We start from the raw sequence: 23,801 nt of genomic DNA on the forward strand, positions 1-23,801 counted from the left end.
TTATATGGGGCCCCAAGGCGGGGCCCTCAGTTATGTCAACAATGGACTTAGGCTTGAACGGACGGGCAGGGACAGACGCCCGTCCGGGTAACACTTAACGCAGGGCTTTCATCTCACCGGCGATGATCTCGGCCAGGGGGCCCAGAATCACCTGCAGGTTCTGCTCGCCGAGCTTGACCACACCGGCAGCGCCCAGGGCCTTGAGCTGACGCTCGTCGACGATGCTGCGATCTTTCAGGGTCAGACGCAGACGGGTGATACAGGCATCGATGGTGACCAGGTTGTCATGACCACCCAGCACTTCCAGGTACTGCTTGGCCAGTTCGGTACGGTCGGTGATCTCGGCCTTGGCCGGGATGGCTTCGTCGTCTTCGCGACCCGGGGTCTTCAGGTTCAGCTTGACGATGACCAGACGGAACACGCTGTAGTAAACCCCGAAGAACACCAGGCCTTGCAGCAGCAACATGTACCAGTTGACCGCCAGCGGGTTGCGGCTGGAGAGCACCATATCCACCAGACCGGCGCTGAAGCCGAAACCGGCAATCCACTGCATGGACGCGGCGATGAACACGGAGACACCGGTCAGCACGGCATGGATGACGTACAGCACGGGGGCCACGAACATGAAGGAGAACTCGAGCGGCTCGGTCACCCCGGTGAAGAAGGCGGCGAAGGCGGCGGCGATCATGATGGACGCAACCTTCTCCTTGTTCGCCTTCTTGGCGGTGTGATAGATGGCCAGCGCGGCGCCCGGCAGACCGAACATCATGATGGGGAAGAAGCCCGCCTGGTACATGCCGGTCACACCAGCGACGGCTTTACCGGCATCGATGGAGGATTGGCCACCCAGGAAGTTCGGGATGTCGTTGATGCCGGCCACGTCGAACCAGAACACCGAGTTCAGGGCGTGGTGCAGACCGATGGGGATCAGCAGGCGGTTGAAGAAGGCGTAGATACCGGCACCGGTGGAGCCCATGCCGACGATGGATTCACCGAAGTTCACCAGGCCACCGTAGATGACAGGCCAGATGGCCATCAGCACGAAGGAGACCGCCATCATGACCACTGAGGTGATGATGGGCACCAGACGACGACCAGAGAAGAAGGCCAGCGCCTTGTGCAGCTCGACGCTGCTGAAGCGGTTGTAGAGCTCGGCGGCGATGACGCCACACAGGATACCGATGAACTGGTTGCTGATCTTGCCAAAGGCAGCCGGCACCTGATCGGCCGGGATGCCCTTGAGCTGGGCCACGGCGCCCGGGCTCAGCAAGGTGGTGACCACCAGGAAGCCGACCAGACCCGCCAGGGCGGCGGAGCCGTCTTTGTCCTTGGACATGCCGTAGGCGACGCCGACGGCGAACAGGATGGGCATGCTGTCGATGATGGCGGCACCGGCCTTGATCAGGAACGCCGCCAGAGGGCTGCCGCCACCCCAGCCGTTCGGGTCAATCCAGTAACCAATCCCCATCAGGATCGCGGCGGCAGGCAAGACCGCTACCGGCACCATCAGGGCACGGCCGATCTTCTGTAAATAACCGAGAATGTTCACGGCTCCTCTCCTTAGTTAAGGTTTTGCTAGAAATTAAGTGCTTATTACGTTTGACGCATAAGCCATCAAGGCTTGATTGGCAGTCTAGGTCTTTTATTTCGCTGCGCAAATTAATAAAGCCGCAATCGTGATCATTGTCACCCAAATGAGATAAAGGTGGCCGATACATGTGGCTTAGTTCGCAATCTTTATTTACGCTATAAAACAACTAGAAACCCGCTACCGCGCCCATGCCGGTAACAACCGAATAGAGGTACTCGAAATGCGCCTGATCCCCCTCAAGTCTGCCAACCAGGTCGGTCTGTGGTCTGCCCGTTACATCGTCGACCGCATCAACGCCTTCCAGCCGACTGCCGAGCGCCCCTTCGTATTGGGTCTGCCCACCGGCGGCACGCCGCTCAACACCTACAAGCGCCTGATTGAGCTGCATAAGGCCGGCGAAGTGAGCTTCGAGCACGTGGTGACCTTCAACATGGACGAGTATGTCGGCCTGGCGGAAGATCACCCCGAGTCCTACCACAGCTTCATGTACAACAACTTCTTCAATCACGTCGACATTCGCCCGGAAAACATCAACATCCTCAACGGCAACGCCGAGGATCTGGTGGCAGAGTGCAAGCGTTATGAGGACAAGATCAAGTCCTACGGCAAGATCAACCTCTTCATGGGCGGCGTCGGCAACGACGGTCACATCGCCTTCAACGAGCCGGCCTCTTCCCTGGCCTCCCGCACCCGGGTCAAGACCCTGACCGAGGACACCCGCATCGCCAACTCCCGCTTCTTCGGCGGCGACATGGAGCAGGTGCCCAAGCTGGCGCTGACCGTGGGCGTCGGCACCCTGATGGATGCCGAGGAGATACTGATCCTGGTGACGGGTCACGGCAAGGCGCTGGCCCTGCAGGCCGCGGTGGAAGGTTGCGTCAATCACATGTGGACCATCTCCACCCTGCAGCTGCATCCGAAGGGACTCATGGTGTGTGACGAGCCTTCCACCATGGAGCTGAAGGTCAAGACGGTGCGCTACTTCCAGCAGCTGGAAGCCGACAACATCGGCCGTCTGTAAGGAGGCAACATGTACGCATTGACCAACTGTACCCTCTACACCGGCAGCGATGTGCTGACCGGGCACGGGGTGCTCATCGATGGCGACCACATCGTCGCCATCAAGCCCCTGGCGGACTTGCCCCGGGACGTGGCCCGCCACGATCTGAACGGTGCCAACCTGAGCGCCGGCTTCATCGACGTGCAGCTCAATGGCTGTGGCGGCGTCATGTTCAACTCGGCGATCACGGTCGAAACCCTGGCCACCATGCAGGCGGCCAACCTGAAATCCGGCACCACCAGCTTCCTGCCGACCCTGATCACCAGCCCGGATGCGGACATGAAGCAGGCGGTCGCCGTGACCCGCAGCTACATGCAGGCCCGTGCCAACGAGGTGCTGGGACTGCATCTGGAAGGGCCCTACACCAACCTCAAGCGCAAGGGCATACACCCGGCGGATCAAATTCGCCAGCCTGCCGACGAGATGATCGATTTCTTCTGCGCCAACGCGGACGCCATCGCCAAGATCACCCTGGCCCCCGAGCGCAACAGCCCGGAGCACATCCGCCGCCTGGCGGAGGCCGGCATCCTGGTCTCCGCCGGTCACACCGCCGCCAGTTACGAGCAGGCCATGGCCGGGTTTGACAGCGGCATGCGCTTTGCCACCCACCTCTACAACGCCATGACCCCGACCGTGAACGGGCGCGAGCCCGGCGTGGTGGGCGCCATCTATGACAGGGATGACGTCTATACCGGGGTCATCGTCGACGGCCATCACGTGCACTGGGCCAATGTGCGCCTCGCCCACAAGGTGCTGGGGGAGCGACTGGTGCTGGTCACCGATGCCACCGCCCCGGCCGGTGCGCCGGAAGGCTTTGAGAAATTTGATTTTTGTGGCGCCACCGTCTATTTCCGTGATGGTCAGTGCGTCGATGAGAATGGTACACTCGGCGGTTCTGCCCTCACCATGATCGAAGGGGTGGAGAATCTGGTCAAACAGGTGGGGCTGCCCCTCGCCGAAGCGCTGAGAATGGCCACCCTATACCCTGCACGCGCCATTGGATGGGACTCACGTCTCGGTAGTATCCAGGTCGGCAAGATAGCCAACCTCACCGTCTTTGATCAGGACTTCAGGGTCCTCGGGACCGTGGTTAACGGACACTACACACAACAGTGACATCATGACTGGCGGACAAATAGCAAACGTAGATCTCATCAAGCAGGTAAACAGCGCGGCCGTGTATCGGCTCATCGACCTGCAAGGCCCCATCTCCCGGGTCAAGATTGCCGAATTGAGTCACCTGGCCCCGGCCAGCGTGACCAAGATCACCCGGCAACTGATCGAGCATGGCCTGATCAAGGAGACCTCGCCGCAAGCCTCGACCGGCGGGCGACGCGCCATCTCCCTGACCACCATCAAGAGTCGGTTCCAGTTTGTGTCCGCCAAGTTGGGTCGGGGCTACCTGCACCTCTCCTTGTACGATCTCGATGGCAAGGAACTCGATCAGCACCTCACCGAGGTGACCGAGATCGACCAGCAGCCCGTGGTCGACATGCTGCTGCGGGAGATTGGCGCCTTCATCGATGCCCATCAGGAGCGCAGCCGCAACCTCATCAGCATCGCGCTGACCATGCCGGGGCTGGTCAACCCGGAATCGGGCATGGTCATCTACACCCCCAAGTACCAGATCCGCAACCTGGCCCTTGCCAAGCTGCTGGAAAACCACTTCAACCTGCCCTGCTATGTCGGCAACGACACCCGCTCCCTGGCCCTGGCCGAACACTTCTTCGGCGAGTCCCGCGACTGCATGGACTCCATTCTGGTGAGCGTTCACCAGGGGGCGGGTTCGGGCATCATCACCAAGGGCAAGGTGTTCCTCGGTCAGAACCGCAACGTTGGCGAGATTGGTCACATTCAGGTGGAGCCACTTGGCAAGCGTTGCCACTGCGGCAACTTCGGCTGCCTGGAGACCATCGCCTCCAACGAGGCCATCGTCGACAAGGTGAAGGAGCTCATCAGCCGCGGCCACCAGAGCAGCCTGCAGGACAAGTACATCAGTATCCAGGAGGTGTGCAAGGCCGCCCTGGCCGGGGATGAGCTGGCCCGCAGCGTGATCGAGAACGTGGGGGAGCACCTGGGACGGGCGGTGGCCATCACGGTCAACCTGTTCAACCCCCAGAAGGTGCTGATCGCCGGCGAAATCACCGAGGCCGAAGAGATACTCATCCCCGCCATCCGCCGCTGCGTCGAGCACCAGTCCCTGCCGAGCTTTCATCGCGGCCTGCCCATCGTCAAGGCGCGTTTCCAGAACCAGCCCACCATAGGCGGCTTCGCCCTGGTGAAGCGGGCCCTGCTGGAGGGGGATCTGCTGCAGATCATCATGGAGCAGAAGTAAGGGCCAGACCTTGCGAGACAACAACGGCAGCCAGTGGCTGCCGTTTTTTATGCTCTTTTTGCCGGATCACCTCGCCCGGCACGACCTAAACAGGCCCAGCTTGCCGTCATAGACCCGGGTCTGCACATCCATGATGCCGAGCATGGCGCGGGGCAACAGGTTGTCGCGTTCCATCAATCCGACTCACCCACTCTGACTCACCCTGCCCGGCACGGCTTGAACAAATCCAGCTTGCCGTTGTAGGCCTCGGTCTGCACATCCATGATGCCGAGCATGGAATGAAACAGGTTGTCATGGGAGAAGCGCTTGCTGGCTGCCTCCTGGCGCAGGCAATCCAGATTGAGCTGACGGTCCGCCTGCAACTGGGGCGAGAACCAGGTCAGCAGCGGCACCCGGGTCTGATCGTCCGGTGCGAACTGGTAAGGGGTGCCGTGCAGATAGAGCCCCATGGCGCCGAGGGATTCACCGTGATCCGACAGGTAGACCAGCCCCACGTTGTACTGGCTCTCCAGGCGCTTGAGCTTGTCGATGAGCCGGGCCAGCACCTTGTCGGTATAGCGGATGGTGTTGTCATAGGTGTTCACCAGCGCTTCGTTGCTGCAGTTTTCGATGTCGCTGCGCGGGCAGTCCGGCAGGAAGACGCGATCGGCGGCCGGGTAGCGGCGATAGTAGGTGGGGCCATGGCTGCCCATCAGGTGGAAGGCCACCAGCTTGCTCCCCTCCCGGCTCTGCATCCCGGCGATCTGCCGATCCAGCCCCTGCAGCAGCACCTCGTCATGGCAGGCATCCCCCGAGCAGTATGCGGGGAACGCCTTGGGCTCTATCTCTATGGTGGGGACGTTTTTGCACACCCCCTTGCAGCCGCCGTCGTTCTCCTTCCACAGCACCGAGATCCCGGCATGCTGCAGCACGTCCAGCAGGCCGTCCTGGGACTTGGCCAGGGTCTCGTCATAGCCGCGCCGGGTCAGGTTGGAGAACATGCAGGGCACGGAGAGCGCGGTGGCGGTGCCGCAGGCGCGCACGTTCCTGAACGAGATGACATCCGCCTCCTTCGCGGTGAAGCCGTTGGTCTGCTTCTGGTAGCCGTTGAGGGAGTAGTTCTGGCTGCGGGCCGTCTCCCCCACCACCAGGAACATCAGGGTCGGCTTCTCATGCTGGCCGATCACCCTGGCATCTGTGCCTATCTGCTGGTAGGGAATGGGGGTGGCGAAGAGCACATCCCGGGCGTACTTGTAGAGACCGTGCACATAGTTGGCGGGCACTATCTCCTTGCCGAGGGACTTGTTGTTGCGCCCCACCGAGGCGTAATCCTGGTAGTAGAGGGCGGCCACCCCCGTCAGGAGCAGCAGGGAGAGGGCGATACTCCCGAGGCGCAGCGCCAGCCCCTTGAACCAGGGACGGGGATATTCAATCTTCACCCACAGCAGGGCCAGCACCGGCAGCACGGCGGTGAGCAAAAACCAGAGCAGCACGGAGCCGTTGAGGTAGGAGCCCGCCTCCCCGCCGTTGGTCTCGATGACGTTCTGCACCATTCCTATGTCGAAGATCACCCCGTATTTGAGCATGGCGTAGCTCGCCAGGGAGCCGGTCATGATGAGCAATATGAAGAAGGGCTTGAGCAGATAGCGAAAGGTAAAGGGCAGGAACACCCCGTTGAGGGCCGCCACCAGCACCAGGGGGATGGAGAGGACAAACCCCGCCTTGACGTGCTCGAGGGCGGTGAGAATGCGATAAAAGTGCAGAAAGATGGGCCAGTTGAACGCCAGTGCAAACAGCAGCACCAGCAACAGATTGACCTTGATCACTCCCAGAGTGGGGCGCATAGAGAGACTCCGACAAAACAGTGTGAACTGAAGCCCGCCAGCGGGCTTCGTTGTGAAACTCCCGGCGCACTTCCCTGACAGACAGGGCAAGCGCCGGAAAGGTCCGGATGGAGTCATCCTAGAGAGGCAAACTTAAGTGGGAATTAAGGGGGAGCATCGAAGGGTGGCGGGCAGAGGCGCACGTTGACGGACAAAAAAACGGCAGCCTGCGGGCTGCCGTTTAGAGGGTGATTGCCGGCCTGATGCCAGGCCAGCTACCACAGTGGGAAGAGGAAAGACACCGAGGTGCCCCTTAACCCGATGATTACAGGGTCGCGGCGATCTCGTCGGAGATGGAGCCGTTGTGGTACACCTCCTGCACGTCGTCCAGGTCTTCCAGCATGTCGATGAGGCGCATCAGCTTGGGCGCGGTCTCGGCGTCCAGCTCGGCTTCGGTGGAGGGGATCATGGTCACCTCTGCGCTCTGGGGCTTGAAGCCGGCGGCTTCCAGGCCGTCCAGCACGGTGCCGAAATCGTTCGGGCTGGTGTACACCTCGATGGAACCATCCTCTTCGGTGACCACGTCGTCGGCGCCCGCTTCCAGGGCCGCGTCCATCAGGGCGTCTTCATCGGCGCCCACGAAGGTCAGCAGACCCTTCTTGCTGAACAGATAGGCCACGGAGCCGTCGGTGCCCAGGTTGCCGCCGCACTTGCTGAAGGCGTGACGCACTTCGGCCACGGTACGGTTGCGGTTGTCGGTCAGGCACTCCACCATGACGGCGGAGCCCGCCGGTCCGTAGCCTTCGTAGACGATGGTTTCCAGCTGCTCGCCATCGGCGCCGCCGGCCCCACGGGCAATGGCGCGGTTGATGGTGTCGCGGGTCATGTTGCCGGTCAGGGCCGCCGTCACCGCCGCCCGCAGGCGCGGGTTGTTGGCGGGGTCCGCGTCACCCAGTCGAGCTGCGGTGGTGATTTCACGGATCAGCTTGGTGAAGATTTTACCGCGCTTGGCATCTTGCGCCGCCTTGCGGTGTTTGATGTTGGCCCATTTACTGTGACCTGCCATAGAAACTCTCCGTTATATTTTTTAAATCAATAAGATAAAACCATGATGTGGGCGAGGCTCAGGGCCCCGCCCCTCTTCATCAGGCTTCCCCTTGGGCCTCGGCCTTGGCAACGGTGGCGATGGCCAGCTCGGTCAGCTGGGCCTGATTGGCGAAGCTCGGGGCATCCGTCATCAGGCAGGCGGCCGCCGTGGTTTTCGGGAAGGCGATGACATCCCGGATGTTGTCGGTGCCGGTCAGCAGCATGCTCAGGCGATCCAGACCGAAGGCCAGACCCGCGTGGGGCGGGGTGCCGTATTTCAGCGCATCCAGCAGGAAGCCGAACTTCAGGCGCTGCTCGTCCGCCGTGATCCCCAGGATGTCGAACACGGTGGACTGCATCTCGCTGTTGTGGATACGCACGGAGCCGCCACCCACTTCGTAACCGTTGATCACCATGTCGTAGGCGTTGGCGTAGGCACCCACCGGGTTGGCTTTCAGCTCGGCCGGGCTCATGTTGCTCGGGGCGGTGAAGGGGTGGTGCATGGCGGCCAGGCCACCTTCGCCATCTTCCTCGAACATGGGGAAGTCGATGACCCAGAGCGGCTTCCAGACGTTCTCCACCAGACCCAGATCGCGGCCCACCTTCAGGCGCAGGGCGCCCATGGCGTCGCACACCACCTTCTTGGCGTCGGCACCGAAGAAGAGGATGTCGCCATCCATCGCGCCGGTGCGGGCCAGGATCTCGCGCACGATGGCGTCAGAGAGGAACTTGGCCACCGGGGACTGCACGCCCTCCAGGCCATTGGCGGCGGCATTGACCTTCATCCAGGCCAGGCCCTTGGCGCCATAGATGCCGACGAACTTGGTGTACTCGTCGATCTGCTTGCGAGACAGCTCGGCGCCGCCCGGGACTTTCAGGGCCGCCACGCGACCTTTCGGGTCGTTGGCGGGACCGGCGAACACGGCGAACTCGACCGCGGTCAAGAGATCTGCCACGTCCACCAGCTCCATGGGCAGGCGCAGGTCCGGCTTGTCGGAGCCGAAGCGGCGCATGGCCTCGTCGAAGGTCATCACCGGGAAGTCCCCCAGATCCACGGCCAGCACGTGTTGCCACAGCTGGCGGATCATCGCTTCCATCAGCTCGCGCACCTGGGGCGCGGTCATGAAGGAGGTCTCCACGTCGATCTGGGTGAATTCCGGCTGGCGGTCGGCACGCAGGTCTTCGTCACGGAAGCACTTGACGATCTGGTAGTAGCGATCGAAGCCGGACATCATCAGCAACTGCTTGAACAGCTGGGGAGACTGCGGCAGGGCGTAGAACTTGCCCTTGTGCACCCGGCTCGGCACCAGATAGTCACGGGCCCCTTCCGGGGTGGCCTTGGTCAGCATGGGGGTCTCGATGTCGAGGAAACCCTGCTCGTCCATGAAGCGGCGCACGAAGGCGCTGGCCTTGGCGCGGGTCTTCAGGTACTTGGCCATCTCGGGACGACGCAGGTCCAGGTAGCGGTACTTGAGGCTCACCTCTTCGCTGTTGACCTGGTTGAAGTCCAGCGGCAGCGGCTCGGCACGGTTGATGATAGTGAGCTCGTGGGCGAACACCTCGATGGCGCCGGTGGCCATGTCACCGTTGCGCTGGGAGTCCGGGCGGCTACGCACCACGCCGGTCACCTGGATGCAGAACTCGCCGCGCAGCTCGGAGGCCAGGGCGAAGGCCTCGGGTTTGTCCGGATCGAAGAAGACTTGCACGATCCCTTCCCGGTCGCGCATGTCGATAAAGATGAGGCCGCCGAGGTCGCGGCGACGATGGACCCAACCGCACAATGTAATGGTCTGACCGGCATGGGCCTCATTGACCTGTCCGCAATAGATAGAGCGCATGGACTTCTTCCTTCGAAATTGTATGAGAGACGGTTTACCTTGAGTCGCCGGGCACGATTGGCAAGCACCGTCTGTCTCGCAGCTGGCCAGATCCTCGTTCTTACCCGGTGTGAAATCAGTCTCGTACCATCCGGCCCCCTGGCGCCGGAAGCGTGCCGCCGAGGCAGGCGTGCGACAGCCAGGCAGTCGGTCGGCGGAGCATCGGAGAGCACTCGCAATCTTGCCAATTGATGATATCCGCACTGGCGCCCTCGGCGTCATCCTGTGCTGTCATCAAAAATTGAAAAACAAAAGGGCTGGCATTATAGAGGAAAACTCCCATACGGGTAAAATGACCAGCCCCCTCCTTTGCCCTGTTTTTTAGCGCCAAGGGCAAAAAAGGGGGCCAAACGCGAGCAATCTGTCGACAGGAAGCCTCATGAGCCTCTTTCTGGGCCTGCCCCAATGGTCCCACCCCGCCTGGCCCGGCCAACTGCTCGGCCAGGGCGCCAAACCCGCCGAGCACCTGGCTCACTATGCCAGGGTGTTCAACACGGTGGAGGGCAACACCACCTTCTACGCCCTGCCGACCCAAGAGACGGTGCGGCGCTGGCGCGCAGCCGTACCCGACGGGTTTCGTTTCGCCTTCAAGTTTCCGCAAACCATCAGCCATCAGAGCGACCTGGTGAGCGCGGACCGGCAGGTAACGGACTTCATCGCCCTGCTCGAACCGCTGCACGACACCCTGGGGCTGCTCAAGCTGCAACTGCCTGCCCGCTTCGGCCCAGACGGCCTGCCCCGCCTGCAGGCCTTCCTCCAGCGGCTGCCAAAGGATTTCTGCTATGGCCTCGAGGTGCGCCACCCCGACTTCTTCGCCAAAGGAGAGGCGGAGCGGGCCCTGAACCGGATGCTGATGGCGCTGGGGGTGAACCGCATCATGCTCGACAGCCGGCCGCTGTTCTCGGTGCCCGCCACCCTTGCCGCACGAAGTGCCGCCATGATCGATGCCCAGGGCAAGAAGCCGAGGCTGCCGGTACACCTGCTCGCCACGGCAAACAGCCCTGTGGTGCGCCTGATCGGCCTCCCTCAACCCGAGGACAATCACCCCTTCCTGCCCTCCTGGCTGCCTCATTGGCAACAATGGCTCGCCGAGGGCAAGGATCTCTACCTCTTTGTCCACACCGCCGACAACGCCCTGGCCCCCGATCTCGCTCGGCAGATCAGCCGCCTGCTCGGCCAGGAGATGGCCCCCTGGCCGGGGGAGTGCGACCGCGCCCGCCAGGGGGTGCTGATGTTTTAGTCAGGGGCAAAAAAAAGCCGAAAATTTGCCGTCCCGCCCCCGCCCCGTTCAAGACAAATGAACGGCAATCCTCTACACTAGCGCCCCTATGACGGGTCAGCAGGATGGCCCGTGCGAGCGGCCCGACCATCAGGAGTGCCCTGGTCCTTGTCGCCCTTCGCCAGTCGATGGCATTCGGCACCCTCCGGCCGCCATCCAACACCTACATTGAACAACACAGGGGCATGCTCTCCCCTGCCGGGTTGCACCACATATGCATGATCAGATCTTTGCCGCCCCCATCGCCCAACTGGGCGATTTTTGCTTTGACGAGCAGGTCGTCGATGTCTTTCCGGACATGATCCAGCGCTCAGTGCCTGGCTACAGCAACATCATCTCCGCCATCGGCATGATGGCCGCCCGCTACGCCCAGCCCCACAGCCGCCTCTACGATCTCGGCTGCTCCCTGGGGGCCGCCAGCCAGGCGATGCGTCGCAACCTGACGCAGCCGGGCTGCCGCATCACGGCGGTGGATCTCTCCCGCCCCATGATAGAGCGCGCCCGCGCCCACCTCTCGGGTTTCAAGTCCGAGGTGCCGGTTGAGCTGGTGGAGGCGGACATCTGCGACGTCAGTATCGAGAATGCCTCCGTGGTGGTGCTCAACTTCACCCTGCAGTTCGTCGCGCCCGAGAAGCGGGCCGCCCTCATCGCGCGCATCCATGACGGCCTGCGCCCCGGTGGCATCCTCATCCTGAGCGAGAAGTTTCGCTTCGACGACGAGCCGGTCAACGAACTGCTCATCGAGCTGCATCTGGACTTCAAGCGGGCCAACGGCTATAGCGAGCTGGAGATCAGCCAGAAGCGCACGGCGCTGGAGAACGTGATGCGCACCGACACCCTGGCGGTGCACCAGGCGCGCCTGCGGGACGCCGGTTTCGCCCATCAGGATCTCTGGTTCCAGTGCTTCAACTTCGGCTCCATGATCGCCATCAAATCAAGCGAGCCCGCCCAGCCATGATCGACTTCGCCAATTTTTACCAGCTGATCGCCAAGAACCGGCTCAGCCACTGGTTGCACACCCTGCCCGCCCAGCTGCACGCCTGGCAGCATGACAACCTGCACGGCGACCTGCCCCGCTGGAGCCGGGCCCTGGGCAAGCTGCCGGCTGTCGCCCCCGACAACGTCGAGCTGAAAAGCCGGGTCGAGATAGGCTCGGCCGAGAGCCTGAGTGAAGGGGAGCGCAAGAAGACCGAGAGCCTGCTGCGCCAGTTCATGCCCTGGCGTAAAGGACCTTTTACCGTACACGGCATCCACATCGATACCGAGTGGCGCTCCGACTGGAAGTGGGATCGGGTGCTGCCCCATATCAGTCCCCTCGCAGGGCGCTATGTGCTGGATGTGGGCTGCGGCAGCGGCTATCACCTCTGGCGCATGGTGGGGCAAGGAACCCGGCTCGCGGTGGGCATAGACCCGAGCCCGCTGTTTTTGTGCCAGTTCGAGGCCATTCGCCACTTCATGGGCAATGACCAGCGCGCCCACCTGCTGCCGCTGGGCATCCAGGAGCTGCCTTGCCTGCGCGCCTTTGACACCGTCTTCTCCATGGGGGTGCTCTATCACCGCAAGTCCCCTATCGAGCACATAGAGCAGCTGCGCAACCAGCTGCGCGATGGCGGCGAGCTGGTGCTGGAGACGCTGGTGGTCGACGGCGATGTCAACCAGGTGCTGGTGCCGGAGGATCGCTACGGCAAGATGCGCAACGTCTGGTTCATCCCCTCGAGCGCGGCCCTCAAGCGCTGGGTGGAACGCTGCGGCTTTACCGATGTCAGGATCGTCGATGAGAATGTCACCAGCACGGACGAACAGCGTCGTACCGACTGGATGATCAATGAATCCTTGTCCGATTATCTGGACCCGTCCGATCCCACGTTGACCGTGGAGGGGCTACCCGCCCCCAAACGCGCCGTCCTGATTGCGACCAAGGCCAAGGACTAGCCGGGGGCAGCCCAGGAAGTTACACTGATTCAATTCCAGGAAGCACAGCTAAATGAATGACATGAAAAGCAAATTGAAAGGAATGACCCTGCTCTCTCTGCTCAGCCTCGGCGGGTGCGCCCAGTTGGAACCGGCTCCCTCGGTGCCGCCCCTGACCCTGGCCGATCTGCGGACCGAATTGAGCCTGAATGAACAGAAGGTTCAACTCGCCATGGCGCAACAAGAGCGCCAGGCCGCGCAGCAACAACAACTGTTGACCCAGCTCAACGCCGATGTCGCCAAGATGAAAGATTCCGTGAAGAAAGTTGATAGCAAGCTGGCCACCCTGCCCCCAGCGCCGCCCAAGCCCATGATGCCTCCCCCCGAGCAGTGTGCCGCGCCGGAGGCGGGTCACACCGTCGATGGCAAGCTGCTGGTAGGTGAAGCCGAATGGCTCTGGGTCGATGCGGCCAACGATGCCTTCCAGGCCCGGGTCGATACCGGTGCCACCACCTCCTCCATCAGCGCCCAGGAGATCACCATCTTCGAGCGCAACGGCAAGAACTGGGTGCGCTTCTTCCTGAGCCATCAGGACCTGGATGACAAGATCCAGATAGAGGCGCCCCTGGTGCGCCACGTGCGGGTGCGTCAGGCCTCCGCCGACGATCTGGACCGTCGCCCCGTGGTGCGCCTCGCCGTGCGCATCGGCGACATGACCGAAAAGGCCGAGTTTACCCTCAAAGATCGCAGCGACATGACTTTCCCCGTGCTGCTGGGTCGCGAATTCTTGAAAGATATCGCCGTGGTCGACGTGGCCCGCGAATATATCCAACCCAAACCCAAGCTCAAGGATGTGAAATAATCCATGGTTTCCCGTAAGCCGTTCTATTTGCTGGTTGCCCTGCTGTTCATCGTCGGCATGGGGATGACCATCTATCACCATATCGCCCTGGACGTGCCCTTCACCCCGGGCGAGAAGCGCCAGATCTGGTCCATCGAGGCCAAGCTGGAGTTCGATGCGAGCGGGGAACCCGTCATCGCCTCCCTGGCCATCCCGGGTACCCAGCCGGGTTATACCCTGATGAACGAGAATGCGGCGAGCCCGGGCTACGGCCTGTCGTTCGTGGAGAAGAACGGGGATGCCCGCGCCGAGTGGTCCATCCGCACAGCCACCGGCCGCCAGGAGCTCTACTACCGGGTCGACATGATGGCCGATGCCCATGCCAAGCCGGCCGCCCTGGCCCAGCCGCCCGCCATCGAGAAACAGATCGAGAGCGAGCCCTACGCCACCGCCATGAAGCAGATCCTGGAGCGCGCCCAGGAGCGTTCCGCCGACGGCTACACCCTGACTCGCGAGATCATCAAGGAGATCGAGAAGCAGGAGCAGAACGCCGAGCTGCTGAAATCCCACAAGAGCCGCGCAAACCTGATTGCCGAGCTGCTCAACAATGCCGATGTGCCGACCCGGGTGGTCCATGCCCTGAGCCTGGAAGATGGCCGCCGTCGCCAGGAGCTGATCGACTATCTGCAGGTGTTCAACAGCCCCACCGACTATCAGCTGTTCAATCCCCAGACAGGCGAACAGGGCCGTCCGGCCAACCTGCTGCTGTGGGAATACAACTCCGGCGCCCTGCTGGACGTGACCGGCGGTCACAACTCCAAGGTCACCTTCTCGATGATCGCCCAGGAGCAGCCGGTGAGCGTGGCCCTGGCCCAGAAGTTCGAGCAGTCCGACATGATGAACTTCTCCATCCACGGCCTGCCCCTGGAAGAGCAGGCCCTGTTCAAGGGGCTGCTGCTGATCCCCATCGGCGTGCTGATGGTGGTGTTCCTGCGGGTCATGGTGGGCATCAAAACCTCGGGTACCTTCATGCCGGTGCTGATCGCGGTCGCCTTCATCCAGACCCAACTCATCACCGGCCTGGTCGGCTTCCTGCTCATCGTCGGCACCGGTCTCATCATCCGCTCTTACCTCTCGAGGTTGAACCTGCTGCTGGTGGCCCGCATCTCGGCAATCATCATCATGGTGATCTCGATGATCGGCCTCTTCTCCGCGCTGGCGTTCAAGCTGGGGCTGACCAGCGGCATGAAGATCACCTTCTTCCCGATGATCATCCTCTCCTGGACCATAGAGCGGATGTCGATCCTGTGGGAGGAAGAGGGGTCCAAGGAGGTGTTCCGTCAGGGGGGCGGCTCCCTGCTGGTGGCGGTCATCGCCTACCTGGCCATGGACAACGAGCTCATTCGTCATCTCACCTTCAACTTCCTCGGCCTGCAGCTGGTGCTGATGGCCACCGTGCTGGTGATGGGCAACTACACGGGTTACAAGCTGAGCGAGCTCAAGCGCTTCAAGCCGCTGGTGGACGAGATGAAGTCCGGTGTCACCATGGGTAAGGACAAGTAACAGATGTGGTTCTGGGAAAAATACACCAGCCCGTGGAGCCTGGCCCAGTCAGGCATCCTCGGCATGAACAAGCGCAACCACTCCTACATCAGCCGCTACAATCCGCGCAACCTCTATCCCCTGGTGGATGACAAGTTGCAGACCAAGAAGATAGCGCTCGATGCCGGCGTCACAGTGCCCGATCTCATCGGCACCATCCGCGAGCAGCACGACGTCACCCGCATCGCCGAGATGGTCAGGGAGTGGCCGGGCTTTTGCATCAAGCCGGCCCGGGGCTCTGGGGGCAAGGGGATCCTGGTGATCCTGCGCCAGGAGGATGGCCTCTTCTACAAGCCCAACGGCAGCGCCTCGACCGTGCAGGATCTGGAGCGCCACGTCTCCAACATCCTGGCCGGGCTCTACTCCCTTGGCGGCAAGCCCGACGTCGCCCTGGTGGAAGGTCTCATCAACTTCGACGACGTGTTCGACGGCTACTCGTTTGAAGGGGTGCCCGACTCCCGGGTGATCATCTTCAAGGGCTTCCCGGTGATGGCCATGATGCGCCTCTCCACCGCGGCCTCGGACGGCAAGGCGAACCTGCACCAGGGCGCCGTGGGGGTGGGGCTGTGCCTGCGCACCGGCCGCGCCCTGCGGGCGGTACAGTTTGGCGCCCCCATCCGTCACCACCCGGATACCGGCCTGGATCTGTACGATCTCAAGGTGCCCCACTGGGATACCCTGCTGACCCTGGCGGCCTCCTGCTACGAGATGTCGGGTCTGGGCTACATCGGCACCGACATGGTGCTCGACAAGTTCCGCGGCCCCATGCTGCTGGAGCTCAACGCCCGCCCGGGCCTCGCCATCCAGATCGCCAACGGCCGTGGCCTGGTGCCCAACCTCAAGACCATAGAGAAGCTGGGTCAGGTCAAGATGACGGTGGCCCAGCGGGTCGCCTTCTCCAAGGAGCACTTCGGCATCTTCGCAGAGTGACGGCTCGCCAAAACGCGACTCAAAAGCGCGCCTTCTGGCGCGTTTTTTTATGCCGATGCCACGCCCTTGCCCGCACCCTGAGTCCCTTGCGCCGTTTTATTAGAGCGACAAGCCAGGGGGGCGATGTTAGATTACTCAAATCAAATTAAGTAGATAGAAGGGATCAGGTCTTCCTATGCAACGCTGGCCCAGCCTGAAACAGCTCCAATATCTGATAGCGCTCGACGAGCACAAGAACTTCAATCGCGCCGCCAAGGCCTGCCATGTCAGCCAGTCCACCCTGAGCACCGGGATCCAGACCCTGGAAGACATGATGAACCTGCAACTGGTGGAGCGGGATCACAAGAGCTTCATCATGACCCCCATCGGCCTGGAAGTGGTCGAGCGGGCCCGCAACCTGCTCTCCGATGCCCGGGATCTGATGGAGCTGGGCCAGCAGCAGGGGGGCGCCATGCAGGGCACGGTGCGCCTGGGCTGCATCCCCACCATAGCCCCCTTCCTGCTGAGCCGGCTGATGCAACGCTGCGCCCAGACCTACCCGGAGCTGGAGCTGCTGCTGCGGGAAGACACCACCAGCAACCTGCTCAAGCAGCTGGAGCAGGGGCAGCTCGATCTGCTGATCCTGGCGCTGCCCATCGAGATCGGCGGCTTCCACTGCAAGGCGGTGGGCCAGGATCCCTTCCACATGGTGATGCCTAGCGCCATGGCGGCCGGGCTGCACATGCCGTTCGACTACAAGGAGCTGCCCAGCCAGAGCATCTTCCTGCTGGAGCGGGAGCACTGCCTGACCGACCATGCGGTGAGCGCCTGCCGTTTGCGGGACAAGAGCAAGATCAACCCCTTCGCCGCCACCAGCCTGCATACCCTGGTGCAGATGGTGGGCGCCGGGCTCGGCACCACCTTCCTGCCCCAGATGGCCATAGATGCCGGGATCCTGGATAACACGGATCTGGTGGCCATCCCGCTGCCCGGGGAGCAGGCCTACCGGGAGATAGGCCTGGTGTGGCGCCCCAGCACCACCCGGGTGCAGACCTTCTACAAGCTGGCGGAGCTGGTCACGCCGCTGATCGAGCGCAAGCCCTGACGCGGATGCGGCCTGTGCCCGCCCTGGCGCCCTCGCCCATCCAAGAGGGCACGACCCTGGCAGGGGTCGGCTCGAGGCGTTAGTCTATATGGGTCCGTCACGAGGGAGTCCGATGTCATTGAAAGCCCTGCTGCCCCCTTTGGCCCTGCTGCTGGCCGCCTGCTCCAGCACCCCGCCGCCGCCCCCCTCGCCGCCGAGCAAGGCGTTCGACGGCTTCTTCCAGCAGTGGCGCGGCGTGCCTTACCGCATGGGCGGCAGCAGCCGGGCCGGCCTCGACTGCTCCGCCTTCACCCAGCTCGCCTACAGCCAGGTGCTGGGCTTCCCCCTGCCCCGCACCACGGAGTCCCAGGCCAGTCTGGGCAGCTCGGTGCCGCGCAGCGAGCTGCGCCACGGGGACCTGGTGTTCTTCAAGACGGGGTGGAACCAGTACCATGTCGGCGTCTATACCGGAGCCGGGGAGTTTATCCACGCCTCCACCAGCAAGGGGGTGATCCGCTCCCGGCTCGACAACGTCTATTGGCGCAAGCATTACTGGCAGGCGCGCCGCCTGGTGCCGCTGGCGTCCCCCGCCGGCTGAGGCAAACAAGGCCCCGATGGGGCCTTGTGGTCAAACGGGATCACACCTTGCGGTGCCAGCGCGGCGAGCTCGCCGCCTCCCCCCAGGGGGTGAGGCAGGGCAGATGGGCCCCCTCGATCAGGCGATCGCTGCCCGCCAGGGCCGCCCCTACCCGGCCATGGAGCAGCTTGAGCACAGGCTGGGACTGACTCCCCAGGGAGTGCCCCGCCGCAAAATAGTCCCCCTGATGATGCAGTGCCAGCTTCTGGACAAACTCGTAGGTGTTGAAACTCGCCGGCATGCGATCCACCACGTCATCGACCCTGGCCAGCAGGCTATCCAATTCCGCTGTCATGACACTCTCTCCCATTGATGTGATAACCACAAACTACCCCTTAATGGCTAGCAAAGGCCAGCACTATTGCCTCCCTGGATCGCCGTCAGCCACGCCGTCCCGGGCAGAGGCCAGAGCCCATGCCGCTGTTGCCGGGGAAGAGTCGGCGGCGCGGAGCCTCCGAGCGCCATCAGGGCGCCACGGCTTTACAGGGGGCGCACCGGCAGGCTAACGTCTTAGCTCTTCCCTCTCCCAGGAGCCCCCATGGAACAGGTCATGCACCTCGCCACCCGGCTGGATCGCCTCAAGGCCGCCTATCTGGCCGCCCCCGCCCCCTCCCTGGCAGAGCGACAGGCGCGGCTCGCGCGCCTGCAGCGGGCCCTGCTCGTCCACAGGGAGCCGCTCTGCGAGGCCCTCGCCCGCGACTATGGCCAGCGCAGCCGGGCCGACAGCCTGATCGCCGACATACTGCCCTGCCTCCAGCAGCTCAAGCACACCCGCAGGCACCTCAAGGGCTGGCTCACGACCAGTCGGCGCCAGCCGGGTCTGCTGCTGCAACCGGCCCGGCTCGAGGTGGTCTATCAACCCCTGGGGGTGGTGGGCATAGTGGTGCCCTGGAACTTCCCGGTGATGCTGAGTCTTGGCCCCCTCATCGGGGTCATCGCCGCCGGCAACCGGGCCATGATCAAGCTCTCCGAGTTCACTCCCGCCACCAATCGGGTGCTCACCCGGCTGCTGGCCGAGGCCTTTGCCGATGACGAGGTGCAAGTCTGCGAGGGGGAGGCCAAGGAGGCGGCCGCCTTCTGCGCCCTGCCCTTCGATCATCTGCTGTTCACCGGCTCCACCGCCATCGGCAAACAGGTGATGGCCAATGCCGCCCGCCAGCTCACCCCCCTCACCCTGGAGCTGGGGGGCAAGTCCCCCTGCCTCATCGGCCCCGACATGCCGATGGCGCTGGCGGTCGAGCGCATCTTGTTTGGCAAGAGCCTGAACGCAGGCCAGATCTGCGTCGCCCCCGACTATGTGCTGCTGCCCAGGGGCCAGGAGAGCGCCTTCATCGATCTCTACCGCGCCCGTTTCCAGCGCCTCTATCCCGGGGGGTTGGCGAGCGATGACTACGCCGCCATCATCAATGGGCGTCAATACCGGCGCCTCATCGACTGGCTGGAGGAGGCGGTGGCGGCCGGTGCCCAGGCCCACCCCTGCGCCAGCCCGGCCCGGGACGATGAGGGCCATCGCCTGCTGCCCCATCTGCTGACCGAGCTGCCTGCCCACTGCCAACTGATGCAGGAGGAGATCTTCGGCCCCTTGCTGCCCCTGGTGCCCTACGACAGCCTGGATGAGGCCATCGCCTACTTGCAGCAGCGTCCGAGACCCCTGGCCCTCTACCTGATGAGCCAGGATCCCGCCCTGCAGGCCAGGGTGATCAGGGAGACCCACTCGGGGGGCGTCGCCATCAACGAGACCCTGCTCCAGGCGGCGGCCGACGACGCCCCCTTCGGCGGCATAGGCCCCTCCGGCATGGGTCACTACCACGGCCGGGAGGGCTTTCTCACCTTCTCCAAGGCCAAGACGGTGCTGCGCCGGGGCAAGTGGAGCCCGGCCGCCCTGCTCCAGCCGCCCTATGATCGCTGGTACAAGAAGCTGCTGCTGGGCTGGTTGGTCCGCTAAGCGCTCAATGAACAGCAGGGGCCCATGGCCCCTGCTGTTCATTGATTTATGCCAGGCAAAGTTCAGATAGGTGCATCGAACACCCCGGTGGAGAGGTAGCGATCCCCGCGATCGCAGATGATGGCCACCACCAGGCCCCGCTCCAGCTCGGCCGCCACCCGCAGGGCGCCGGCGACCGCCCCCCCCGAGCTGACCCCGCAGCAGATCCCCTCTTCCCGGGCCAGGCGGCGCATGGTGGCAAGCGCCGCCTCCTGATCGATGTCCAGCACCCGATCGACCCGCGCAGGCTCGAAGATGGCGGGCAGGTAGGCGGCGGGCCAGCGGCGAATGCCGGGGATCTGGCTCCCCTCGGCCGGTTGCAGGCCGATCACCTGCACCGCCGGGTTCTGCTCCTTGAGGTAGCGGGAGACCCCCATGATGGTGCCCGTGGTGCCCATGGCCGAGACGAAGTGAGTGACCGCCCCCTCGCTCTGGCGCCAGATCTCGGGGCCAGTGCTCTGGTAGTGGGCATCCGGGTTGGCCGGGTTGTTGAACTGATCCAGCACCAGCCCCTCGCCATTGGCGGCCATGGCCTGGGCCAGATCCCGCGCCCCCTCCATGCCATCGTCCACCAGTACCAGCTCGGCCCCATAGGCCTGCATGGCCGCGCGCCGCTCCTGGCTCATGTTGCTCGGCATGATGAGCCGCATCCGGTATCCCCGGCTGGCCGCCACCATGGCGAGCGCGATGCCGGTATTGCCCGAGGTCGCCTCGATGAGGCGGGCCCCGGGGGCGAGCTGACCGCTCGCCTCGGCCTGCTTGATGAGGTTCAGGGCCGGCCTGTCCTTGACCGAACCTGCCGGGTTGTTGCCCTCCAGCTTGACCAGCAGGGTCACGGCGGGGTTGGGATTGAGGCGCTTGAGGCGTACCAGCGGGGTGTTGCCTATCAGATCGTCTAGGGTGGCAAAGGCCATCTTGGCTTCCTGTGCAAATGCGCGGATGAGTTGGCGCGGCTAACGTGGCATCATGACGGGAATCAAAGAGACGGCCCTCGGCCCTCCCCGTCACGGGATGGCCAGTGTAAGCGAGCCATGACCACCGGCAAAGGGGCACGGGGCCCGACGGCCCATTGAGCGAACAGGAGTTGCCATGACAGACATCATTCATGATCCCCAGCAGCAGGCCTTCCTCTGTGTGGTCGACGGCCACCAGGCACACCTGCGCTACCGGATACTCGACCAGCATCAGGTCGATGCCTACAGCACCTTCGTCCCCGGAGAGCTGCGCGGCCAGGGCTTGGCGGACAAGCTGGCCCGGGCCTTCTTCGACTGGACCCAGGCCCGGGGCCTGACGATCATCCCCAGTTGCAGCTATATCGAGACCTGGTTGCGCCGCCATGACGGTTGATCCCGTCCTCGAAGCCAGCTTGGCGCGCCAGACCCAGGCGCTGCTGCAACAGGATCCCTATCGCATGGCCTGCCTGAGGCTGGCCCGGACGCTGGCGCTGCCGGACTGGGCCCTGGGTGCCGGTTTCGTGCGCAACCTCATCTGGGATCACCTGCACGGCTGCACCGAACCGACCCCCCTCAACGATCTGGACCTCATCTATCTGGATCCCGCCGACGAGACCGGCGCCGGGGAGGCGCGGCACGAGGCCTGGCTGGCGGCTCGCCTGAGCGGCCCCTGGCAGGTGCGCAACCAGGCCAGGATGCACCTGCGCCAGGGGGTGGCCCCCTTCACCAGCAGCGAGCAGGCCCTGAGCCACTGGGTCGAGCTGCCCACCTGCATCGGAGTGCGCCTGCTGCCCGATGACAGCCTGCAGTGGCTGGCGCCGTTTGGCTTCGCTCCCGGCTGGTCCCTCGCCGTTCAGCCCAATGACCGCTGCCGCCAACCCAGGGCGGTGTTCCATGAGCGGGTGGCGAGCAAGGGGTGGCGCCAGATCTGGCCGCTATTGCGCATCCCGGATCCTGCCATCTAGCCCTGGCAGCGCCTCGGCAGAACGATAAAAAGCCGCTATGGCACAACAACTTAACTAAAGTGACTGATATAAAGTGGCTTTCATAATACGAGTTTCATGATGCGCGATTTCTTCTCCCTCGAGCGCTGGCTGCCCGGTTTGGCGGCCCTGTTGCACTATCAGCGGGCCTGGCTGATGCCCGATGTGCGGGCCGGGCTGTCGGTGGCGGCGGTCGCCCTGCCGGTCGCCATCGCCTACGCCGAGCTGACCGGGGTCGGCGCCATCGTCGGCCTCTACTCCTGCATACTGCCCATGATGGTCTATGCCCTGTTTGGCACCTCGCGCCAGCTCATCGTCGGCCCCGACGCCGCCACCTGCGCCGTCATCGCCGCCGTGGTGACGCCGCTCGCCGCGGGGGATGCCACGCGCCACTGGCAGCTGGTAATGACCATGACCGCCATGACCGGCTTATGGTGCCTCATCGCCAGCCGCTTCAAGCTGGGGGTGTTTGCCGACTTCCTCTCCCGCCCCATCCTGATGGGGCTGCTCAACGGGGTGGCCATCACCATCATGGTGGGCCAGCTCTCCAAGATCCTCGGCTTCACCTTCGACGAGCGTTACCTCATCGAGCGGGTGCTCAGCGGCAGCAACTACCTGGCCCAGACCCATCTGCCCACACTGGCCATGAGCCTGTTCACCCTGCTGGTCCTGCTGCTGAGCCGGCGCTACCGGCCGGGCTGGCCCTCCTCCATGGTGGCCATGGTGCTCACCGCCGCCCTGGTCTGGATCTTTGGCCTGGACCGGTTCGAGATAGCGACCCTGGGGACCATCGGCTCCGGCCTGCCCGCCTTCCAGGTGCCGGAATTTCCCCCCGGCCTGCTGCGCGAGCTGGTATTGCCCGCCTTGAACCTGGCCATGGTGAGCTTCGTCTCCATGATGCTCACCGCCCGCAGCTTCGCCGCCAAGAATGGCTACGAGATCGATGCCGACAACGAGTTCCGGGCCCTCGGCATGGCCAACCTGGCCTCGGCTGTCTCCCAGGGGTTCGCCATCAGCGGCGCCGATTCGCGCACCGCGGTCAACGATGCCAACGGCGGCAAGAGCCAGTTGGTCTCCATCATCGCCGCCGTCATCATCGGCTTCATCGCCTTCTACCTGACGGCGCCGCTGCAGTTCATCCCCACCGCCGCCCTCGGGGTGGTGCTGGTGATGGCCTCCTTCTCCCTGCTCGACCTCAAGGGCTTGTGGGGGCTGAAAGACTCCGATCGCGCCGCCTTCTGGCTCGCCCTCATCACCTTCGTCAGCGTGCTGGCCATGGGGGTGATCCCCGGCATCACCCTCGCCGTCTTGCTGGGTCTGTTCCAGTTCCTGCGCAACGTGATGCGCCCCACCGATCAGCTGCTCGGCATGGACGGGGACGGGGTGGTGCGCACCCTCGGGGACAACGAGCAGGCCAAGGCGATCCCGGGGATCCTGGTCTATCGCTTCAACTCGCCGCTCACCTACTTCAACGCCCCCTATTTCAAGCGGCGGGTATTGGCGCTGCTGGTGCAAGATCCCCACAGTCCCAAGTGCCTGGTGGTGGACGCGGTCGCCTGCTTCACCCATCAGGACATCAGCGTGATGAGCATGGTGGGCGAGCTGCACCGGGAGCTGCGCCGACGGGGCATCCACATGGTGATGGCGGGGCGCCACGGCCAGCTCAGCCACTGGTTCCGCCAGGCCGGGATCCGGGTGGGTGACGAGGGCATCATCCTCTGCCCCGACATGTACCAGGCCCTGCGCATGACCCGCTGCTACCGGGAGCCCCTGTTCAAGGACGAGGCGCCCGAGCCGCAAGCCATGGCGCCCAGCGAGAGCGAGCAGGAGGCCAGCGGCGCGATTGCGTGAAGGGGGCGCTTGGTGT

At 63.7% G+C, this 23,801-nt stretch carries 21 protein-coding genes; 15 read left to right on the forward strand and 6 right to left on the reverse strand.

Features of this window, described 5'->3' with window-relative positions; genetic code table 11:
- Positions 1–94 precede the first annotated feature (94 nt).
- On the reverse strand, positions 95–1,549 hold the full coding sequence (gene nagE, locus ACLHZ1_RS07575) for an N-acetylglucosamine-specific PTS transporter subunit IIBC (RefSeq protein ID WP_427261574.1): 1,455 nt from the start codon (positions 1,547–1,549) through the stop codon (positions 95–97).
- 262 nt (positions 1,550–1,811) lie between these two features.
- Between nagE and nagB the strand changes: the two genes are divergently transcribed.
- From nagB to nagC, 3 genes are read left to right on the forward strand one after another with little or no spacing between them, the layout of a single operon-like run.
- Complete coding sequence (nagB, locus tag ACLHZ1_RS07580; protein WP_427261575.1) at positions 1,812–2,612, forward strand: glucosamine-6-phosphate deaminase; 801 nt, start codon at positions 1,812–1,814, stop codon at positions 2,610–2,612.
- A 9-nt stretch (positions 2,613–2,621) separates the two neighbouring features.
- On the forward strand, positions 2,622–3,767 hold the full coding sequence (nagA, locus tag ACLHZ1_RS07585; protein WP_427261576.1) for an N-acetylglucosamine-6-phosphate deacetylase: 1,146 nt from the start codon (positions 2,622–2,624) through the stop codon (positions 3,765–3,767).
- A gap of 4 nt (positions 3,768–3,771) precedes the next feature.
- Positions 3,772–4,986 (forward strand): DNA-binding transcriptional regulator NagC, encoded by a 1,215-nt coding sequence (gene nagC / locus ACLHZ1_RS07590; RefSeq protein WP_427261577.1) that lies wholly within the window; start codon positions 3,772–3,774, stop codon positions 4,984–4,986.
- 197 nt (positions 4,987–5,183) lie between these two features.
- Here nagC and ACLHZ1_RS07595 read toward each other — a convergent pair whose 3' ends face one another.
- The 3 genes from ACLHZ1_RS07595 to aspS form a co-directional block, all read right to left on the reverse strand.
- A complete protein-coding gene (locus tag ACLHZ1_RS07595) occupies positions 5,184–6,809 on the reverse strand; it encodes a phosphoethanolamine transferase (protein WP_427261578.1) in 1,626 nt (541 codons plus the stop codon).
- A 304-nt stretch (positions 6,810–7,113) separates the two neighbouring features.
- The gene (locus ACLHZ1_RS07600; protein WP_427261579.1) at positions 7,114–7,854 is read right to left on the reverse strand and encodes a YebC/PmpR family DNA-binding transcriptional regulator; all 741 of its coding nucleotides are present in this window, start codon (positions 7,852–7,854) and stop codon (positions 7,114–7,116) included.
- A 79-nt stretch (positions 7,855–7,933) separates the two neighbouring features.
- Complete coding sequence (gene aspS / locus ACLHZ1_RS07605; RefSeq protein WP_427261580.1) at positions 7,934–9,712, reverse strand: aspartate--tRNA ligase; 1,779 nt, start codon at positions 9,710–9,712, stop codon at positions 7,934–7,936.
- Positions 9,713–10,130: 418 nt separating this feature from the next.
- Here aspS and ACLHZ1_RS07610 point away from each other — a divergent pair, with 418 nt between their 5' ends.
- The 8 genes from ACLHZ1_RS07610 to ACLHZ1_RS07645 all read left to right on the forward strand — a co-directional run bounded on the left by ACLHZ1_RS07610 (position 10,131) and on the right by ACLHZ1_RS07645 (position 17,975).
- On the forward strand, positions 10,131–10,991 hold the full coding sequence (locus ACLHZ1_RS07610) for a DUF72 domain-containing protein (protein ID WP_427261581.1): 861 nt from the start codon (positions 10,131–10,133) through the stop codon (positions 10,989–10,991).
- Positions 10,992–11,244: 253 nt separating this feature from the next.
- Positions 11,245–11,988, forward strand: coding sequence for a carboxy-S-adenosyl-L-methionine synthase CmoA (gene cmoA, locus ACLHZ1_RS07615; RefSeq protein WP_427261582.1), 744 nt, complete (start codon positions 11,245–11,247; stop codon positions 11,986–11,988).
- The gene (gene cmoB / locus ACLHZ1_RS07620) at positions 11,985–12,962 is read left to right on the forward strand and encodes a tRNA 5-methoxyuridine(34)/uridine 5-oxyacetic acid(34) synthase CmoB (RefSeq protein WP_427261583.1); all 978 of its coding nucleotides are present in this window, start codon (positions 11,985–11,987) and stop codon (positions 12,960–12,962) included. The genes cmoA and cmoB overlap by 4 nt, the downstream gene beginning before the upstream one ends.
- 82 nt (positions 12,963–13,044) lie before the next feature.
- Positions 13,045–13,803, forward strand: a complete 759-nt coding sequence (locus ACLHZ1_RS07625; RefSeq protein WP_427261646.1) for an ATP-dependent zinc protease family protein — start codon at positions 13,045–13,047, stop codon at positions 13,801–13,803.
- 3 nt (positions 13,804–13,806) lie between these two features.
- The gene (locus tag ACLHZ1_RS07630; protein ID WP_408794524.1) at positions 13,807–15,345 is read left to right on the forward strand and encodes an inactive transglutaminase family protein; all 1,539 of its coding nucleotides are present in this window, start codon (positions 13,807–13,809) and stop codon (positions 15,343–15,345) included.
- Positions 15,346–15,348: 3 nt separating this feature from the next.
- Positions 15,349–16,314 (forward strand): alpha-L-glutamate ligase-like protein, encoded by a 966-nt coding sequence (locus ACLHZ1_RS07635; protein ID WP_408794521.1) that lies wholly within the window; start codon positions 15,349–15,351, stop codon positions 16,312–16,314.
- 175 nt (positions 16,315–16,489) lie between these two features.
- On the forward strand, positions 16,490–17,398 hold the full coding sequence (locus tag ACLHZ1_RS07640; protein WP_427261584.1) for a hydrogen peroxide-inducible genes activator: 909 nt from the start codon (positions 16,490–16,492) through the stop codon (positions 17,396–17,398).
- A 112-nt stretch (positions 17,399–17,510) separates the two neighbouring features.
- The gene (locus ACLHZ1_RS07645; protein WP_427261585.1) at positions 17,511–17,975 is read left to right on the forward strand and encodes a C40 family peptidase; all 465 of its coding nucleotides are present in this window, start codon (positions 17,511–17,513) and stop codon (positions 17,973–17,975) included.
- 40 nt (positions 17,976–18,015) lie between these two features.
- Here ACLHZ1_RS07645 and ACLHZ1_RS07650 read toward each other — a convergent pair whose 3' ends face one another.
- Positions 18,016–18,309: a hypothetical protein gene (locus ACLHZ1_RS07650; protein ID WP_427261586.1), complete on the reverse strand. Its 294-nt coding sequence runs from the start codon at positions 18,307–18,309 to the stop codon at positions 18,016–18,018.
- A gap of 243 nt (positions 18,310–18,552) precedes the next feature.
- Between ACLHZ1_RS07650 and ACLHZ1_RS07655 the strand changes: the two genes are divergently transcribed.
- Positions 18,553–19,959, forward strand: coding sequence for a coniferyl aldehyde dehydrogenase (locus ACLHZ1_RS07655; protein WP_427261587.1), 1,407 nt, complete (start codon positions 18,553–18,555; stop codon positions 19,957–19,959).
- Between the two features lie 62 nt (positions 19,960–20,021).
- On the opposite strand, the gene cysM is transcribed toward ACLHZ1_RS07655, so the two are convergent.
- Positions 20,022–20,912, reverse strand: a complete 891-nt coding sequence (cysM, locus tag ACLHZ1_RS07660; RefSeq protein WP_427261588.1) for a cysteine synthase CysM — start codon at positions 20,910–20,912, stop codon at positions 20,022–20,024.
- Positions 20,913–21,087: 175 nt separating this feature from the next.
- Here cysM and ACLHZ1_RS07665 point away from each other — a divergent pair, with 175 nt between their 5' ends.
- The 3 genes from ACLHZ1_RS07665 to ACLHZ1_RS07675 all read left to right on the forward strand — a co-directional run bounded on the left by ACLHZ1_RS07665 (position 21,088) and on the right by ACLHZ1_RS07675 (position 23,785).
- Positions 21,088–21,345 (forward strand): GNAT family N-acetyltransferase, encoded by a 258-nt coding sequence (locus tag ACLHZ1_RS07665; RefSeq protein ID WP_427261589.1) that lies wholly within the window; start codon positions 21,088–21,090, stop codon positions 21,343–21,345.
- On the forward strand, positions 21,335–21,916 hold the full coding sequence (locus ACLHZ1_RS07670; protein ID WP_427261590.1) for a nucleotidyltransferase family protein: 582 nt from the start codon (positions 21,335–21,337) through the stop codon (positions 21,914–21,916). The genes ACLHZ1_RS07665 and ACLHZ1_RS07670 overlap by 11 nt, the downstream gene beginning before the upstream one ends.
- Before the next feature lie 99 nt (positions 21,917–22,015).
- Positions 22,016–23,785: a SulP family inorganic anion transporter gene (locus ACLHZ1_RS07675; RefSeq protein ID WP_427261647.1), complete on the forward strand. Its 1,770-nt coding sequence runs from the start codon at positions 22,016–22,018 to the stop codon at positions 23,783–23,785.
- Positions 23,786–23,801 lie beyond the last annotated feature (16 nt).

Origin of the sequence: Aeromonas sobria (assembly GCF_050266975.1) — a bacterium.
Taxonomy (GTDB): Bacteria; Pseudomonadota; Gammaproteobacteria; order Enterobacterales; family Aeromonadaceae; genus Aeromonas; species Aeromonas sobria_B.

Excerpts from the sequence above, each read along its gene's own strand:
- nagB (WP_427261575.1), top strand. The coding sequence starts at position 1,812 with ATGCGCCTGATCCCCCTCAAGTCTGCCAACCAGGTCGGTCTGTGGTCT.
- nagA (WP_427261576.1), top strand. The coding sequence starts at position 2,622 with ATGTACGCATTGACCAACTGTACCCTCTACACCGGCAGCGATGTGCTG.
- nagC (WP_427261577.1), top strand. The coding sequence starts at position 3,772 with ATGACTGGCGGACAAATAGCAAACGTAGATCTCATCAAGCAGGTAAAC.
- ACLHZ1_RS07595 (WP_427261578.1), bottom strand. The coding sequence starts at position 6,809 with ATGCGCCCCACTCTGGGAGTGATCAAGGTCAATCTGTTGCTGGTGCTG.
- ACLHZ1_RS07600 (WP_427261579.1), bottom strand. The coding sequence starts at position 7,854 with ATGGCAGGTCACAGTAAATGGGCCAACATCAAACACCGCAAGGCGGCG.
- aspS (WP_427261580.1), bottom strand. The coding sequence starts at position 9,712 with ATGCGCTCTATCTATTGCGGACAGGTCAATGAGGCCCATGCCGGTCAG.
- ACLHZ1_RS07610 (WP_427261581.1), top strand. The coding sequence starts at position 10,131 with ATGAGCCTCTTTCTGGGCCTGCCCCAATGGTCCCACCCCGCCTGGCCC.
- cmoA (WP_427261582.1), top strand. The coding sequence starts at position 11,245 with ATGCATGATCAGATCTTTGCCGCCCCCATCGCCCAACTGGGCGATTTT.
- cmoB (WP_427261583.1), top strand. The coding sequence starts at position 11,985 with ATGATCGACTTCGCCAATTTTTACCAGCTGATCGCCAAGAACCGGCTC.
- ACLHZ1_RS07625 (WP_427261646.1), top strand. The coding sequence starts at position 13,045 with ATGACCCTGCTCTCTCTGCTCAGCCTCGGCGGGTGCGCCCAGTTGGAA.
- ACLHZ1_RS07630 (WP_408794524.1), top strand. The coding sequence starts at position 13,807 with ATGGTTTCCCGTAAGCCGTTCTATTTGCTGGTTGCCCTGCTGTTCATC.
- ACLHZ1_RS07635 (WP_408794521.1), top strand. The coding sequence starts at position 15,349 with ATGTGGTTCTGGGAAAAATACACCAGCCCGTGGAGCCTGGCCCAGTCA.
- ACLHZ1_RS07640 (WP_427261584.1), top strand. The coding sequence starts at position 16,490 with ATGCAACGCTGGCCCAGCCTGAAACAGCTCCAATATCTGATAGCGCTC.
- ACLHZ1_RS07645 (WP_427261585.1), top strand. The coding sequence starts at position 17,511 with ATGTCATTGAAAGCCCTGCTGCCCCCTTTGGCCCTGCTGCTGGCCGCC.
- ACLHZ1_RS07650 (WP_427261586.1), bottom strand. The coding sequence starts at position 18,309 with ATGACAGCGGAATTGGATAGCCTGCTGGCCAGGGTCGATGACGTGGTG.
- ACLHZ1_RS07655 (WP_427261587.1), top strand. The coding sequence starts at position 18,553 with ATGGAACAGGTCATGCACCTCGCCACCCGGCTGGATCGCCTCAAGGCC.
- cysM (WP_427261588.1), bottom strand. The coding sequence starts at position 20,912 with ATGGCCTTTGCCACCCTAGACGATCTGATAGGCAACACCCCGCTGGTA.
- ACLHZ1_RS07665 (WP_427261589.1), top strand. The coding sequence starts at position 21,088 with ATGACAGACATCATTCATGATCCCCAGCAGCAGGCCTTCCTCTGTGTG.
- ACLHZ1_RS07670 (WP_427261590.1), top strand. The coding sequence starts at position 21,335 with ATGACGGTTGATCCCGTCCTCGAAGCCAGCTTGGCGCGCCAGACCCAG.
- ACLHZ1_RS07675 (WP_427261647.1), top strand. The coding sequence starts at position 22,016 with ATGCGCGATTTCTTCTCCCTCGAGCGCTGGCTGCCCGGTTTGGCGGCC.